At 67.9% G+C, this 13,274-nt stretch carries 16 protein-coding genes; 9 read left to right on the forward strand and 7 right to left on the reverse strand.

Annotated elements, in window-relative coordinates:
* Positions 1-81 precede the first annotated feature (81 nt).
* From NET02_RS08730 to NET02_RS08760, 7 genes are all read right to left on the reverse strand, one after another.
* A complete protein-coding gene (locus NET02_RS08730; protein WP_284057013.1) occupies positions 82-1,377 on the reverse strand; it encodes an MFS transporter in 1,296 nt (431 codons plus the stop codon).
* A gap of 114 nt (positions 1,378-1,491) precedes the next feature.
* The gene (locus tag NET02_RS08735; RefSeq protein WP_284057014.1) at positions 1,492-1,971 is read right to left on the reverse strand and encodes a DinB family protein; all 480 of its coding nucleotides are present in this window, start codon (positions 1,969-1,971) and stop codon (positions 1,492-1,494) included.
* 268 nt (positions 1,972-2,239) lie between these two features.
* Positions 2,240-3,160 carry an ABC transporter permease gene (locus NET02_RS08740; RefSeq protein ID WP_284057015.1) on the reverse strand — a complete coding sequence of 307 codons (921 nt, stop codon included), beginning with the start codon at positions 3,158-3,160 and terminating at the stop codon, positions 2,240-2,242.
* The gene (locus NET02_RS08745) at positions 3,147-4,097 is read right to left on the reverse strand and encodes an ABC transporter permease (protein ID WP_284057016.1); all 951 of its coding nucleotides are present in this window, start codon (positions 4,095-4,097) and stop codon (positions 3,147-3,149) included. The genes NET02_RS08740 and NET02_RS08745 overlap by 14 nt, the downstream gene beginning before the upstream one ends.
* Positions 4,098-4,202: 105 nt before the next feature.
* Complete coding sequence (locus NET02_RS08750) at positions 4,203-5,939, reverse strand: ABC transporter substrate-binding protein (protein ID WP_284057017.1); 1,737 nt, start codon at positions 5,937-5,939, stop codon at positions 4,203-4,205.
* Between the two features lie 217 nt (positions 5,940-6,156).
* A complete protein-coding gene (locus tag NET02_RS08755) occupies positions 6,157-7,050 on the reverse strand; it encodes a fumarylacetoacetate hydrolase family protein (protein WP_284057018.1) in 894 nt (297 codons plus the stop codon).
* A gap of 16 nt (positions 7,051-7,066) precedes the next feature.
* Positions 7,067-7,981 (reverse strand): fumarylacetoacetate hydrolase family protein, encoded by a 915-nt coding sequence (locus tag NET02_RS08760; RefSeq protein WP_284057019.1) that lies wholly within the window; start codon positions 7,979-7,981, stop codon positions 7,067-7,069.
* A 408-nt stretch (positions 7,982-8,389) separates the two neighbouring features.
* Here NET02_RS08760 and NET02_RS08765 point away from each other — a divergent pair, with 408 nt between their 5' ends.
* The 9 genes from NET02_RS08765 to NET02_RS08805 all read left to right on the forward strand — a co-directional run bounded on the left by NET02_RS08765 (position 8,390) and on the right by NET02_RS08805 (position 13,177).
* Positions 8,390-8,791 (forward strand): HEPN domain-containing protein, encoded by a 402-nt coding sequence (locus NET02_RS08765; protein WP_284057020.1) that lies wholly within the window; start codon positions 8,390-8,392, stop codon positions 8,789-8,791.
* A gap of 25 nt (positions 8,792-8,816) precedes the next feature.
* Positions 8,817-9,101: a nucleotidyltransferase domain-containing protein gene (locus NET02_RS08770; RefSeq protein WP_284057021.1), complete on the forward strand. Its 285-nt coding sequence runs from the start codon at positions 8,817-8,819 to the stop codon at positions 9,099-9,101.
* A gap of 76 nt (positions 9,102-9,177) precedes the next feature.
* The gene (locus NET02_RS08775; protein ID WP_284057022.1) at positions 9,178-10,695 is read left to right on the forward strand and encodes a YifB family Mg chelatase-like AAA ATPase; all 1,518 of its coding nucleotides are present in this window, start codon (positions 9,178-9,180) and stop codon (positions 10,693-10,695) included.
* Between the two features lie 82 nt (positions 10,696-10,777).
* The gene (locus NET02_RS08780; RefSeq protein WP_284057023.1) at positions 10,778-10,999 is read left to right on the forward strand and encodes a hypothetical protein; all 222 of its coding nucleotides are present in this window, start codon (positions 10,778-10,780) and stop codon (positions 10,997-10,999) included.
* Positions 10,972-11,313: a type II toxin-antitoxin system PemK/MazF family toxin gene (locus tag NET02_RS08785; protein ID WP_284057024.1), complete on the forward strand. Its 342-nt coding sequence runs from the start codon at positions 10,972-10,974 to the stop codon at positions 11,311-11,313. The genes NET02_RS08780 and NET02_RS08785 overlap by 28 nt, the downstream gene beginning before the upstream one ends.
* A 162-nt stretch (positions 11,314-11,475) precedes the next feature.
* Positions 11,476-11,781, forward strand: coding sequence for a nucleotidyltransferase family protein (locus NET02_RS08790; protein ID WP_284057025.1), 306 nt, complete (start codon positions 11,476-11,478; stop codon positions 11,779-11,781).
* Positions 11,778-12,044, forward strand: a complete 267-nt coding sequence (locus NET02_RS08795; protein ID WP_284057026.1) for a HepT-like ribonuclease domain-containing protein — start codon at positions 11,778-11,780, stop codon at positions 12,042-12,044. The genes NET02_RS08790 and NET02_RS08795 overlap by 4 nt, the downstream gene beginning before the upstream one ends.
* Before the next feature lie 183 nt (positions 12,045-12,227).
* On the forward strand, positions 12,228-12,581 hold the full coding sequence (locus NET02_RS08800) for an antitoxin Xre/MbcA/ParS toxin-binding domain-containing protein (protein ID WP_284057027.1): 354 nt from the start codon (positions 12,228-12,230) through the stop codon (positions 12,579-12,581).
* A gap of 131 nt (positions 12,582-12,712) precedes the next feature.
* Positions 12,713-13,177 carry an RES family NAD+ phosphorylase gene (locus NET02_RS08805; RefSeq protein ID WP_284057179.1) on the forward strand — a complete coding sequence of 155 codons (465 nt, stop codon included), beginning with the start codon at positions 12,713-12,715 and terminating at the stop codon, positions 13,175-13,177.
* The last annotated feature ends 97 nt before the right edge of the window (positions 13,178-13,274 follow it).

A 13,274-nucleotide genomic window follows, 5' to 3' on the forward strand; every position in this document is an offset into this window, starting at 1 on the left:
GCCCTGTTGCTCAGGCTGGGGAGCAGAGCATTGCAGCGCAACGCCCTGTTGGTACGGCTGTGACGCCAGCGAGCGCGCCGGTCAGCTCGCCCGCTGGTGGTCTGGCTGGACCGCATGCATGGGTAAGCGGGCTCCGGTCGTCTCGGCCAGATAGGCGGCCAGGCCGGCGACTAACCCGCCGAGCGCGAGTGCCCAGAAGATCGGCTCGTAGCGGCCGAGCAGGTCGTAGAGCGTACCGGCGCCGACCGGAGCCGCGGCACGAGCCAGCGTGGCCCACAGCGCCATCACGCCGGCGATGCTCCCGTACGCGGCCGCGCCGAACAGCTCGGCCACCCTGGCTGCTCGCAGAAGCGTAGCCATGCCGTTGCTCATGCCGAAGACCACAACGAAGGCCAGCACGCCGGCTGCCCCGGGCATCACGAGCAGGATGCCGAGCGCCGCACCCTGGAGCAGGAACACTAGCACGGTCATCAGGCGAGCCGGCAGTACCCGGCCCAGCGGAGCGAACAGCAGCCGGCCGGGGAGCTGCATCCCTCCGATCAAGCCGGTGACGGTGGCGGCGAAGGCCGAAGAGTATCCCCTTCCCAGCAGGTACGGAATCAGATGGACGTTCATCGCCACCACCGCCAGCGCGTTGAGGACCATCGCCACTGTCAGCGCCCAGAACGTCGCTGTGCGCAGCGCGGCTCGCGCGGGGATACCAGGTTCGCGCGCTTCAGGAGCCGGGCCACTTGAGCGAACCGGCTCACCGTCGGGAGCCAGCCCCAGTGCCTCTGGGCTTCGGCGAAGCACCAGCCCGTGCAGCGGAATCGTGCTGGCGCCGAGCAGAATGGCCAGCGCCAGGAGCGCCTCGCGCCAGCCGAGCAGCTCGATCAGCCAGTTGCACAGAGGGGTGAAGATCACGCTGGCGAGCCCGGCGACCAGCGTCAGCGCCGTAAGCGCCTGGCGGCGCCGGCGCGAGAACCACTTGGCGACCACGGCGAAGGCGGGCTCGTAGAGCACTGCTGCCATCACCAGCCCGATGCCGATCCAGATGGCATAGAAGGCAGTCAGGCTACCGACCCGCGACCAGGCTAGCACCAGCAGCGTCGCGGCGATGGATCCTGCCGTCATCAGCAAGCGCGGGCCGTTCCGGTCGATCCAGCGGCCGACGAGCGGGGCAGCCAATCCCGAGAGCAGAAGGGCGAGCGAGAACGCGCCGGTGACCGACGGGCGCGACCATCCCAGCTCGCGCTCCATCGGGGTCAGGAAGACGGCGAAGCCGTAGTAGAGGATTCCCCAGGAGATCGTTTCGGTCACCGCCAGGGCTGCGACGATGTACCAGCCGTAGTAGAGGCCGCGCTGCCACCCATGCCGGCTACCCGGCGTCGCTTGCATGCAATCCCCCTCAGCGGTGCGCGGAGCCGCGCCGTCGCTGGCTCCCTGGAGCACTGCCCGGCGCGGAGAGTATCCCGCTCAGCGAGCGGAGTGTACCGGCTGTATCGATAGCGGTCAATGCCGCGTAGCGACGCTCGTGGTGATGATCCGTGCCATCTGAGCAAGATGAATCGCGTCGTGCGCTGCCATATGCCGGGTGAGCGACTCGACCGTGATCGTGCCGGTCTCCTCATGCTGGCCGGTGCGTGCCCAGCCGGTGGCGTCGAGCCGCGCGAGCGTGGCCACGTGCTCGGCCCGCAGCCGCTCGAACCGCTCGAGCGCCGCGGCGAGGGACATCGACCGGTAGCCGCGCTGCTCAGCCAGAACGGCGGGATCGTAGGCGGGCAGGAACGGGTGCTCCTCCTGGAGCATTCGTCGTACCCGCTCGTGGGCGCGTTCCTCGGCGTCGCCCAGGTGGGCTACCACCTCGACGATCGACCATTCGTCCTCGCTCGGGCGCTGGCGGGCCTGCTCGTCAGTGATTCCCCGCAGGAGGGCGCGCAGGGTCACCGGCGTGGCCTGGTAGGTCTCGATCAGCTCCGCCCGCTCGTCCATCGTCCTCACCCCCTCAGTGTCCCGTGGCCTCCAGGTCGACTCGCTGCTGTATACCCTCTCGTGTCCCCGTCCACAACCCCGCGCCAGTCGTCGCTGGTGGGCGAAACCGCGTCAGCGTATCACCGGCGGGCACGCCGCATCCCGGACGGCGCCGGCCGAGCTGGCGGGGCCTGCTCCATCGGGCGGCTCGCGCTCACCGGCGATGGCCTGGAGTGCCGCTGGCACAGCGCCGACAGCATGGACGAGCGGAAGAGGGCGGGTGAAATGGCTACCGCTTGCGGACTCGTGGGTCGAGCGCGTCCCGCAAGCCATCGCCGAGCAAGTTCACGGCGAGCACGGTGAGGAAGAGGAACATGCCCGGGAAGACCGCGATCCACCACGCGCGCTGGAGCTGAGCCTGGCCATCGCTCACCATGTTGCCCCAGGTCGGGATACCGGGTGGCACCCCGGCACCCAGATAGGACAGCGACGACTCGGCCAGAATCGCGAAGGCGACGACGAAGGTGCACTGCACGATGAGCGGCGACAAAGAGTTGAGGAAGATGTACCGGCGCAAGATCACCGAGTCGCGCAGGCCGATGGCGCGGGCAGACTCGACATAGGGCTGGCGCTTGTTCATCAGCGTCGTGCTGCGCACCAGCCGGGCGATGTTAGGCGCGTAGACCACGGAGAGGGCGATGATGACGTTCTCCAGCGCCGATCCCAGCGTCGCCATGATCGCGATCGCCAGAAGGATGCTCGGGAACGCCTCGAGCCCGTCCATGATCCGCATCAGCAGCGTGTCGACGCGCGCGTAGTACCCGGCGATCAACCCGATGAGCGAGCCGAGCAGCATGCTCCCGACCATGACCGCGAGCCCGACCACGAGCGAGATCCTGGCGCCGTAGACGGCCCGGCTGAACACGTCGCGCCCGAGGTCGTCGGTGCCGAACCAGTGCTCGCGAGAGGGCGGCCGGAGCCGCTCGGCTGGATTGACGAAGGTCGGCTCGTACGGGGCGATCCACGACGCCAGGACAGCCAGCACGACGATCAGCCCGATGAAGCCGATGCTCAGGACAGCCGCTGGGTTCTCCAGCAGCAGGCGGAGCCAGTAGTAGCGCGACGAGGGGGTGATCGACGAGAGCCGGAAACGCCTGGCCCGGGGCGCGGTCACTTGAGTGATCGTCGTGCGGGTCTCAGTCTGAGCCATAGCGCACCCTGGGATCGATATAGACGTACAGGATATCGACGAGCAGCATGACGAGTACCTCCACCGCCGCGACGACCATGACGGCCGCCTGGACGACCGGGAAGTCGCGCCGGGTAACGCTCTGCACCAGCAGCCGGCCCATGCCAGGGATGTTGAAGACGGTCTCGATCACCACCGAGCCGCCGAGCATGCCGGCCAGCGAGATGCCGACGATGGTCAGAAACGGGATCAGCGCGTTGCGCAGGGCGTGGCGGAGGATGACGTGGCGATGTGGCAAGCCCTTGGCGTAGGCCGTCCGCACGTAGTCGTCGTGGAGCACATCGAGCATGGACGACCGCACGAGGCGGGCCATCAGTCCGGCGGCAGAGAAGCTCAGGGCCAGCGTGGGCATGACCATGTGCTTGAGATGCTCGACCGGATCGTCGGTGATGTCGACGTACCCGCCGGATGGCAGCCAGCCCAGGATCACCGCGAAGAGGAGGATCAGCAAGATGCCGAAGAAGAAGTTCGGGATAGCCACCCCGCTGATCGAGAAGACCATCAGCAGGCGGTCGAGGAGCGAGTTCCGGCGAACCGCTGCGACGACGCCAGCAGGGATCGCGATGAGGACGGCGAGTGTCAGCGAGTAGAGGGTCAGCAACCCGGTGGGCTGGACGCGATCGAGCAATGCTCTGGTGACCGGCTGGTCGAGGAAGAGGGAGTTTCCGAAGTCGAGCCGCAGCACGTTGGTGAACCACTTGAAGAACTGGACGTGAAACGGCTCGTTCAGGCCCAGCCGCTCGCGCAGCGCCTCCACCTGCTCGCGGGTGGCCTCGCGCCCCAGCATGACCGCCGCGGGGTCGCCGGGAATCAGGTGGATCAGGGTGAAGACGATCACCCCGACGACCAGCAGCACGGGGATGAGCAGCAACAACCGGCGCAGGATATAGGCGGTCATTCGCCGTCTCCCGTCAGCATGCGTCGGGCACCGGATTCGTCTCCTCACAGCCACTAGCGCCGGCCGGGAGGCGGTAGCTCGGCCCTCCCAGCCGGCGCGGCGCGCCTACTCCTCGAGCCAGCAGTTCGTGAACTCGGGCTCGATCTCGAAGTGCGTGGTCTCGAGGACGTTCTTGACCTTGGCCGAGAGCGGCGCGATGCCGAGGTTGTTGACCAGCTTGACGGCTGGAGCCTCGGTGTACCAGAGCATCTGCAGTTCCTCGAAGGCCGTGAAGCGGGCCCCCGGATCCGTCTCCGTCTGGAGCCGCCGGGCGACCTCGACCTTCGGGTCGGAGCACCAGCCGCCGTCGGCAGTGCAGCTCGCGAAGGCAGCGATCAGCACCGGATCCGGCCGGAACACGTACGCGTTGGTGGTCATCTCCCACCGGTTGTCGTCCTCCAGCATCTCGTCGAGCGTCGCCTCGTCCATCACCTCGAGCTGGACGTTGAAGCCGGCTTGCTGGAGCTGCTGCTGGATCACCACCGCAGCGTTATAGTCGCCGAGGTCTTCCTGCGTCGTCAAGATACGAAGCGGTGTCCCGTCGTAGCCCGCCTCCTGGGCGAGCTGCCGTGCCCGCTCCGGGTTGCCCTGGTCGTAGTACTCCTGCCCGACCGTGGAGTGCCACCGCGTCTGCGGCAGCATGATTCCCGGATCCGGCTCGAAGTAGCCCTCGCCGTGCGATGCCTGGCCGGTCGCCTCCACATCGACTGCCGCCAGCACCGCCTGGCGGAGCTTGACGTTGGTCATCGGGCCGGCGATCGTGTTCATGATCAGCACGCCGTAGCTGCGCGGCGGCAGGATCTGGATGTTGAGACTGGGATCGTCCCCGATCGCCTCCACCTGGTCGGGGATGATCTCCTCCAGGTAGTGGAAATCGCCCGCCTGCAGCCCGGCGACGCGAGCCGCCTCGTCGGGCATCGGGACGAACTCGATCTCGTCGAGATACGCCGCCTTGCGCCCAGCGTAGCCGCTCGGCGGGCTGTCGAGCCCGACGTAGCCATCGAAGCGCCGGAGCAGCGTGAAGCGGTCTGGCTGGAAATCGACGAGTTGGTAAGGCCCGGTGCCGATGTACAGGTCGGGCGTAAGTGGCTCGGTGCCGACCTGGTCGAGCACGCTCTTGGGGTGGATAGAGAGGCCACCGCTCTGGCGGGCCAGCATGCTGGGCAGGGCGACGAGTGGACTCGACAGCCGGAACTCGACCGTATAGTCGTCGACCTCGACCACCTCTCGCAGGAACTCGCTGATCGCGATACCCAGGCTGCTGACCTCAGCCCAACGCTCGAACGAGGCGACCACGTCGGCCGCGCGCATCTCCTCGCCGTTGTGGAAGCGGACGCCCCGGCGCAGCGGGATGGTCGCTGTCAGCCCGTCGTCGCTGACCTCGTACCCGGCAGCGAGCATCGGGACGGTCTCGTAGTTGCCGTCGAAGGTGAAGAGCGCCTCGTACATATGCCAGCCGATCAGCGTGATGGTGCGCTGGGCCCGGATGTGCATATCGAGCCCGGCTGGCTGCCCGGTCGTGGCCACCCGCAGGCGGCCGCCGCGGCGTGGCTCGCCCGCGCTCGTGGGGGCTTGCGTCGGCTGCCCGGCCGCTGGGGTCTGCCCCGCGACAGGCGACGTTGCCTGCGGGCTGGCGGACGGAGCTGCCGGGCTGGGAGCGGCTGGCTCCTCGCCGCGGCAGGCGGCTCCGAGCCCAGCCAGGGCTGGGGCGCCGAGGCCGAGGATCGCGGCCCGCTTCAGCAGAGCGCGCCGGCTAGACCTCCGTGACAGCATCTGTGCGAGCAGCGCGTCGTGATGTGCCATCGTGTCTCCCCCTCTCACGCCGACTCCTCTCGATTCGAGCCGAGTGCTCTGATCTGCGGCTACGGTTCGGGGCGAACCTCCTCTCCAGCGAACGTGCAGTCGGCTGGTGAAGATCGAGGCATGCGTGCCCGGCACGGGGCATCAGAGGGACGCGCATGGGCCGGGGATCGCCTCTCCCTTCACCCGTAGCCGAGCAGCAACTCGACGCATCTCTGCCCTACGATCTCGCGGCCCCGCGAGCCCTGGCTGCTATCTCCTGGTCGATCCCGCGGGGCCATTCCCGCTTCAGCGAGTCGCGGACGGTGACCTCGAGCGTGCCGATTCGCTCGATCGTCATCACCACGTGGTCGCCGTCCTGGAGCGCGCCGAGCCCCTGGTGGTTCGTGCCGCACATGATGACGTCGCCAGGCACCAGCGTCATGTACGAGCTGATGAACGCCAGGATCTCGACCACGCTGTACTCCATGTCGCTCGTCGAGTAGTCCTGCCGGAGCTCGCCGTTGACCGAGAGCGTCACCCGCAGACTCTGCGGGTCGGGCACCTCGTCGGTCGTCACGATCGCTGGCCCCAGGGGCGTGAAGGTATCGAACGATTTACCGATGCGGCTGGGCCCCATCCGGCCGAGGCCGCGTCCCGAGACGTCGATCGCGCAGGTGTAGCCCGCCAGAGCCTCGAGCGCGCGCTCGTCGGCGGGCAGGTTCTTGGCCCGCGCGCCCACTACCAGGGCCAGCTCGGCCTCGTGATGGAAGATCGTCACCGGGTGGGGCGGGAGGATGACCGTGCCACCCGGGCCGATGACCGAATCGGGGCTCTCCAGGAACATGTCCTGAGCCTGCCGCTCCCGGTCTGTCCCCTCGCGGTAGTTGCCGAAGGCGGCGATGAGCTTCGGCGGGCGCGGGACGGGAGCCTGAAGGCCGGCGACGCGCATGGGCTCGCCGCTAGCGGCGAGCTCCTCGACGCGCGCTCGCCGCTCCCGGAGCACGGCCAGGACGCGCGGCATGCGGTCGGCGGACATCCGGTAGGGGATATCCGCAAAGGCGGCGGAGACGTCGACGATGCCGTCCTCCCGCTGCACGCCGATCCGGTTGTCGCTGGTGAGCACGAGCCTCATGGAGTTCCCTTCCGTCTCACTGGGCGGCCGGCCGCTGCCCGACTGCCCGCACCCGCTGCGCCGTCTCTCGATCGATCCCGCGCGGCCATTCCCGTCGGAGCTCGTCGCGCACGTAGAAGGTGAAGGAGCCGATGCCCGAGATCGAGGTCACCACCACGTCGCCGTCCTGCAGGGCGCCGAGTCCCTGGTGATTCGTGCCACAGCAGATCACGTCGCCCGGATGCAGGGTGCTGACCGAGGAGATATAGGCCACCAGCTCATGGATCGGGCGCTCCATATCGCTCGTGGGGTAGTCCTGGCGGCGCTCGCCGCTGACGTCGACCGTCACCTGGAGGGCGTACGGATCCGGGATCTCGTCCTTGGTCACGATCCACGGCCCGAAGGCGGCGAAGGTATCGAAGGATTTGCCGAGGAAGCTGCTGATCCCGGATCGGCCGAGGCCACGGGCCGAGATGTCGTTGAAGATGGTGTAGCCGAAGATGGCATCCATGGCGTCCGCTTCGGCGACGCTCTTCGCCTCGCGGCCGATGACGACTGCCAGCTCGGCCTCGTGGTGGAAGATCGTGGCGGGATGCGGTGGCAGGACAACAGTATCGCCGGGGCCGATGATCGCTTCCGGCGACTTGAAGAAGAAGTCGAGGATCTGCGGCGGGCGATCGGTTCCCTCGCGGTAGTTGCCGATCAGGCAGACGATTTTCGTGGGCCGGGTGACCGGCGAGCGGAGCCGCACCCGGTCGAGCGGGAGACCGGCCCGGGCGCCGGCACGGCGCTCGATCTCGGGCTTGAGCTCGCCGAAGTGCGTGATCAGGTCGGGAAGCAGGTCTTCGGGCCCCAGGGGTTCATACTGCTGCAGCAGGTCGGTGATATCGACAAGCGTGCCGTCTGCCCCGACGACGCCGAGCTTGTGGTCGTCGAAAGCGGCGATGCGCATCCCACCCCCTCCTCTCATGGCCTTCTTGGATTTATTTCCACTCTAGAAGCAATTCTCTCGTGTGTCAACTGACAAATAATCGAAAGTCTCCGCCATCGCCCGGGCTGAATCTGGTGAGATTCTGCTCGAACCCGAGATCCAGGCAAACGCGCGGGCGACAGTATCCTGCACGGTACGGACGTGAGGAGAGGACAGTCTACTCGTATGATCGGGAACAAAGCTAATACAAGTTAATCCCCCTGGCTTGGCTGTAGCGTGCGGTTGCCGGCTGGGCAACGGCGAGCCCGGGCCAGGGCCGAGGATTGCCCTGCGGTGCGCTCGGCTGAGGCCAGTGGGCGGTGCAGAGTCGGCGAGGATGAGCTAGAGAGGCGAGCGAACCGGTCAGGTATACTCCGGCTGGAGGTGCGGATGGACCGGAGTGCCGACTGGCTAGCGCAAGCCCAGGCCGACCTGGCGGCGGCCCGCCACATGCTCAGCGCCGGCTTCCACGAGTGGGCCTGCTTCGCCGCCCAGCAGGCCGCCGAAAAGGCGGCCAAGGCCGCCCTGCAGCGAGCCGGGCGCGACGCCTGGGGGCACAGCGTGGCCGCGCTGCTGCTGGCGCTGCACGAGCTGGCGGCCGTTCCGGATCCGCTCGTCGACGCCGCGCTCGAGCTCGACAAGGTCTACATCGGCACGCGGTATCCGGACGTTCACCCGGCGGGCGCGCCGCACGCGCTCTACACCCGCGGCGAGGCGGAGCGGTGTCTCGGCTATGCGGAACGAATCGTCGAATTCTGTGCGCATCTGGTCGCCGCGCACAACACAGGATGAGCTGGTCACGCACCTGCGAGCGCGCGTGCGGGAGCTGGCGCGGTTGCTTCCGGTGCGCCGGGCCGTCCTCTTCGGCTCCTGGGCCAGGGGACGCGCGACCGCCCGGAGCGACGTGGACGTCCTCGTGATCTACGCCGATCCACCGCGCGCTGACGCCTACGCGCTGGTCTGGCGGACGCTCCGGACACCTGGCCTCGAGCCCCACGTCTACGCGGAGTCGGAAGCCGTCGCGATCCAGGAGACGCTGGAGCGGATGACCGCGGGCGGCATCGATCTCCTCACCCCGCTGCCCGGTGCGGAACATTGCTGATTCCCATACCGGCCCCTACAATCGGGTTGCCCAGCCGGGCTTATGTGTGGTGTGGGGCGACCGAGTAGGGGGCGTAGTGCTGGCGCGAGTCCTGAGCTGCGCGGTGGTCGGGCTGGATGGCGTCCTGGTGGAGGTCGAAGTCGACGTCGGTCAAGGAGTGCCCGGATTAACTATAGTTGGTTTGCCCGATACCGCGGTGCAGGAGTCGCGCGAGCGGGTGCGCGCGGCCATCCGCAACTCCGGAGCGAAGTTCCCGCTAGGCCGCATCACCGTCAACCTCGCGCCGGCCGACATCCGTAAGGAGGGGCCAGCCTACGACCTGCCGATCGCGCTCGGCATCCTGCTCGCCTCCGGCCAGGTCGTTGCCGACCTCGACGGGGCACTAGTAATCGGCGAGCTGTCGCTGGACGGCAGTCTTCGTCACACGGCCGGCGTGCTTCCGATGGTGGGCCTCGCGCAGGAGCGGGGGCTGCGGCGGGCGTTCGTGCCGGCGGCCGACGCGGCGGAGGCGGCGCTCGTGGAGGGGATCGAGATCGTGCCGGTGGAGACGCTGGCCGCCCTGGTGCGCCATCTCACCGGCGAGGAGCCGATCCCGCCGTTTCACCGGGCCGGCGGGCTGCCCGAGCCGGAGGACGAGGCCGGTGGCGTCGACTTCGCCGAGATCCGGGGCCAGGAGCACGTCAAGCGCGGCCTGGAGCTGGCAGCGGCCGGCGGGCACAACCTGCTCGCTGTGGGGCCGCCCGGCGCCGGCAAGACGCTCCTCGCCCGCGCGCTGCCGACCATCCTGCCGCCGCTCAGCCGCGAGGAGTCGCTGGAGGTCACCCGGATCTACTCGGTGGCCGGGTTGCTCCCCTCCGACCGGCCACTGGTGCGCCAGCGCCCCTTCCGCGCGCCGCACCACACCATCAGCTACGCCGGGATGATCGGTGGCGGAGCCTGGCCCCGGCCGGGCGAGGTGACGCTGGCGCATCGCGGCGTACTGTTCCTGGACGAGCTGCCGGAGTTCAGCGCGCGGGTGCTGGAGGTGCTGCGCCAGCCGCTGGAGGATCGGATCGTCACCATCTCGCGGGCCAGCGGCGCGATCACGTTTCCGGCTAACTTCATCTTGGTCTCCGCCATGAATCCCTGCCCCTGCGGCTACTACGGCGATCCGGCCCGCTCATGCACCTGCTCGCCCTCGGCCATCACCCGCTACCAGAAGCGCATCTCCGGCCCCCTGCTCGATCGGATCGACATCCACCTCCAGGTGCCGCGGGTGGAGTACGAGAAGCTGGCCGACCGCCGGCCGGGCGAGCCCTCGACGGCAGTGCGGGCCAGGGTCGAGGCGGCGCGGGCGGTACAGGCCCGCCGCTTCGGCGACACCCGGAAGCTCAACAGCGACATGGGGCCGGCCGAGGTGCGGGCGCACTGCCGCCTGGACGAGGCCGGCGAGCGGCTGCTGCGGGCGGCCATGCAGCAGCTCAACCTCTCGGCTCGCTCCTACCACCGGGTGCTCAAGCTGGCCCGAACGATCGCCGACCTGGCGGGATCGGAGCGGATCGCCGTCGCCCACCTGGCCGAAGCCCTCCAGTACCGGCCGCAGGAGATGGGATAGGAGAGAACACGGTTACGAGGGTATGCTTGTCGATATCTGCCAGAAGCAGGGCTGTCGCAGGTTGGAATCGGAGGCTCTCCCCATGTACCGTACGGTTGAAGCTGTCATCGATGAGAAGGGGAATGTACGGCTGCTCGAGCCCATCCGCCTTCCCGGTGCGCGCCGGGCACTCGTGGTCATTCTCGAGGCCGAAGAGGCCATGCCGATCGCTGACACTGCGCGATTGAGCGAAGCGGCACTGGCTGTGGACTGGAGCCGGCCTGAGGAAGACGCGGCATGGTCGCACCTACAGCCGGAACCGTAGTACTGGTGCCATTCCCGTTCTCTGATCTCTCACGGGCCAAGTTGCGCCCGGCACTGGTCTTAGCCGATGCCGGCCGTGGCGATTGGATCCTGTGCCAGATCACGAGCAAGGCCTATGCTGACCCTCGCGCCGTGACCCTGACCGACAACGACTTTCGGGTCGGCTCGCTTCGGGCTACCAGCTACGCTCGCCCCGGCAAGCTGTTTACGGCCAATCGTGAGCTGATGGTGGCCGAGGTAGGGATCCTGACGGACGATGCATTTCGCCGCGTTCTCGACGCGGTACTCGATCTCTTCAGCAGTCACGCTCCGTAGCGAGCGGTTCGCTGACCAGCGCGCCAGGGTGTGGAGCTGTCTTCCGTCTCCCCGATCACCAACCCGAACCCCACCTCGCCGAAGCCCTCCGGTACCGGCCGCAGGAGATGGGATAATCGAGGCTGGTACGAGTGGAGACAGCCCAGGTTGCAGGAGCAGCACATGGTGCAGGCAGGACGCGGATTGACGCTCGAAGACTTGCGAGCGCGGCGGGAGGAGATCCAGCGCATCGCCGCGGCGCACGGCGCCCGCAACGTCCGGGTGTTCGGCTCGGTAGCCCGCGGTGAGGCCGGCCCGGACAGCGATATCGACTTCCTGGTCGAGATGGAGCCGGGCCGGAGCGTGCTCGACCTCAGCGAGCTGATCCTCGATCTGCACGAGGCGCTCGGTCAGGACATCGATGTCGTCGAGATCCGCCGGCCGTCCGAACTCGCTGAGCGCATCCGGCGTGAGGCCATTCCACTGTGAGCGCCGACCGCGACCGCCGCTATCTCCAATACATCCGCGAGGCGATCGGCCTGATCGAGCGACGCACGCGCGGCGGCCGCGACGCGTTCCTCCAAGACCTCGACGTCCAGGACGCGGTGCTCTGGCGGTTGCAGACGCTCGCTGAAGCCACTGGGAAGCTCTCTGAAGAGCTGAATCGGCGTCACCCCGAAATTCGGTGGCGCGCGGTGCCAGAAACGATATCGGGAACGTGCCAGGCCTGGGTTTCGCGCGACTGCGACTGAGAGAAGGCCGGCGCGACCCGTGCTCTTGCCGGTCACCGGTACGGGTGTAGACCGACTGTGGATCGTGCTCACTGCTCGAGCTGCCACTCATCGGGGAGCGACCTCATCTCAGCATGAGCGCGTGTCCGACAAGAAGCGCCGGACATGGTATGCTCGGAAGGGACAGCATGAGAGAGGGACACCGTGGCTGAGGTCAGCATTCTCGAGTGTGGCCCGATTATCGAGGGCCTTGAGCGGGATCTGGGGATCTCACTCGACACGATCGCGAGAGCGCTCGACGTCGATCGCCGGACGGTCGAGCGCTGGCGGGCGAACCAGAGCGTACCGCAGGGGAAAACGCGGCAGCGCCTGGCTGAGCTGGTCGACCTGCGGGACCGGCTCCTGCGCATGTTCGGCGCGCCTGAGACGGCGCAGATGTGGCTCCGGTCCACTAGCCGCTACCTCGGCGGGTTCACTCCCGAAGAGGCTCTCAAGGCCGGCCGTCTCGACCGTGTGCGTGCCGACCTCGACGGCCTGGCGGCCGGTGTCTACCTGTAGTGCCAGCCGCGATGCCTGCCGAGGGCTGGAAGGCTGAGCAAACCGTCGCGGCCGCGTCAGCTCGCTGCTTCCAGGGCACGGTCTGGCGTGTCCACTGGCGGGAGGTGGCCCCGACGGACTGAACCCTCTCGCTGCGCACCTCGGGGCGCTACCACCGTGGCCTGGACCTCTTCCCGCCGGACCAAGCGTTCCCCGCGCTCTACACCTCGCTCGCGCCGGAGATTGCCATCTGGGAGATGGTACGGCGCAGCGCCGCACGCAACCTGGCATACTTCGAGAACAATGTCCTAAGTGAGCTCGAGGTAGACCTCAGCCACATCCTCGATATTTCCGATCCGGCCGCTGTGGGATTGACCGCAGCCGACCTGACGGGCCCCGACCACCAGCCATGCCAGGAACTCGCCGAGGCGGCGTTAGCCCGGGGGTACCAGGGACTGCTGGTCCCATCGGCCGCGCTGCCGGGCCTCAACCTCGTGATTCTTCCCCGCAACTTGCCCGAGCCATCACCGATCCGGCTCTTGCGCAGCACGGATCTTCCTATTGAGATATTGGCTCACCAACACTCAGAGGATCGACCCGGTCAGGAGCAGCGCTAGCATACCCAAGCTTAGGCGCTTCAATGATGGCCATAGGAGGCTACAGGAAAGAGGAACCTTCTTTACCGTAATCGGCTGCTGAAGTACGCTGGGGGCG

The sequence above is a fragment of the Thermalbibacter longus genome (assembly GCF_023806485.1).
Classification (GTDB): Bacteria; Chloroflexota; Chloroflexia; order Thermomicrobiales; family Thermomicrobiaceae; genus Thermalbibacter; species Thermalbibacter longus.

Bases quoted from the DNA above. Each gene is read 5' to 3' on its own strand.
- NET02_RS08745 (WP_284057016.1), bottom strand. From the start codon at position 4,097: ATGACCGCCTATATCCTGCGCCGGTTGTTGCTGCTCATCCCCGTGCTG.
- NET02_RS08765 (WP_284057020.1), top strand. From the start codon at position 8,390: ATGGACCGGAGTGCCGACTGGCTAGCGCAAGCCCAGGCCGACCTGGCG.
- NET02_RS08755 (WP_284057018.1), bottom strand. From the start codon at position 7,050: ATGAGGCTCGTGCTCACCAGCGACAACCGGATCGGCGTGCAGCGGGAG.
- NET02_RS08780 (WP_284057023.1), top strand. From the start codon at position 10,778: ATGTACCGTACGGTTGAAGCTGTCATCGATGAGAAGGGGAATGTACGG.
- NET02_RS08730 (WP_284057013.1), bottom strand. From the start codon at position 1,377: ATGCAAGCGACGCCGGGTAGCCGGCATGGGTGGCAGCGCGGCCTCTAC.
- NET02_RS08740 (WP_284057015.1), bottom strand. From the start codon at position 3,160: ATGGCTCAGACTGAGACCCGCACGACGATCACTCAAGTGACCGCGCCC.
- NET02_RS08750 (WP_284057017.1), bottom strand. From the start codon at position 5,939: ATGGCACATCACGACGCGCTGCTCGCACAGATGCTGTCACGGAGGTCT.
- NET02_RS08735 (WP_284057014.1), bottom strand. From the start codon at position 1,971: ATGGACGAGCGGGCGGAGCTGATCGAGACCTACCAGGCCACGCCGGTG.
- NET02_RS08785 (WP_284057024.1), top strand. From the start codon at position 10,972: ATGGTCGCACCTACAGCCGGAACCGTAGTACTGGTGCCATTCCCGTTC.
- NET02_RS08790 (WP_284057025.1), top strand. From the start codon at position 11,476: ATGGTGCAGGCAGGACGCGGATTGACGCTCGAAGACTTGCGAGCGCGG.
- NET02_RS08760 (WP_284057019.1), bottom strand. From the start codon at position 7,981: ATGCGCATCGCCGCTTTCGACGACCACAAGCTCGGCGTCGTCGGGGCA.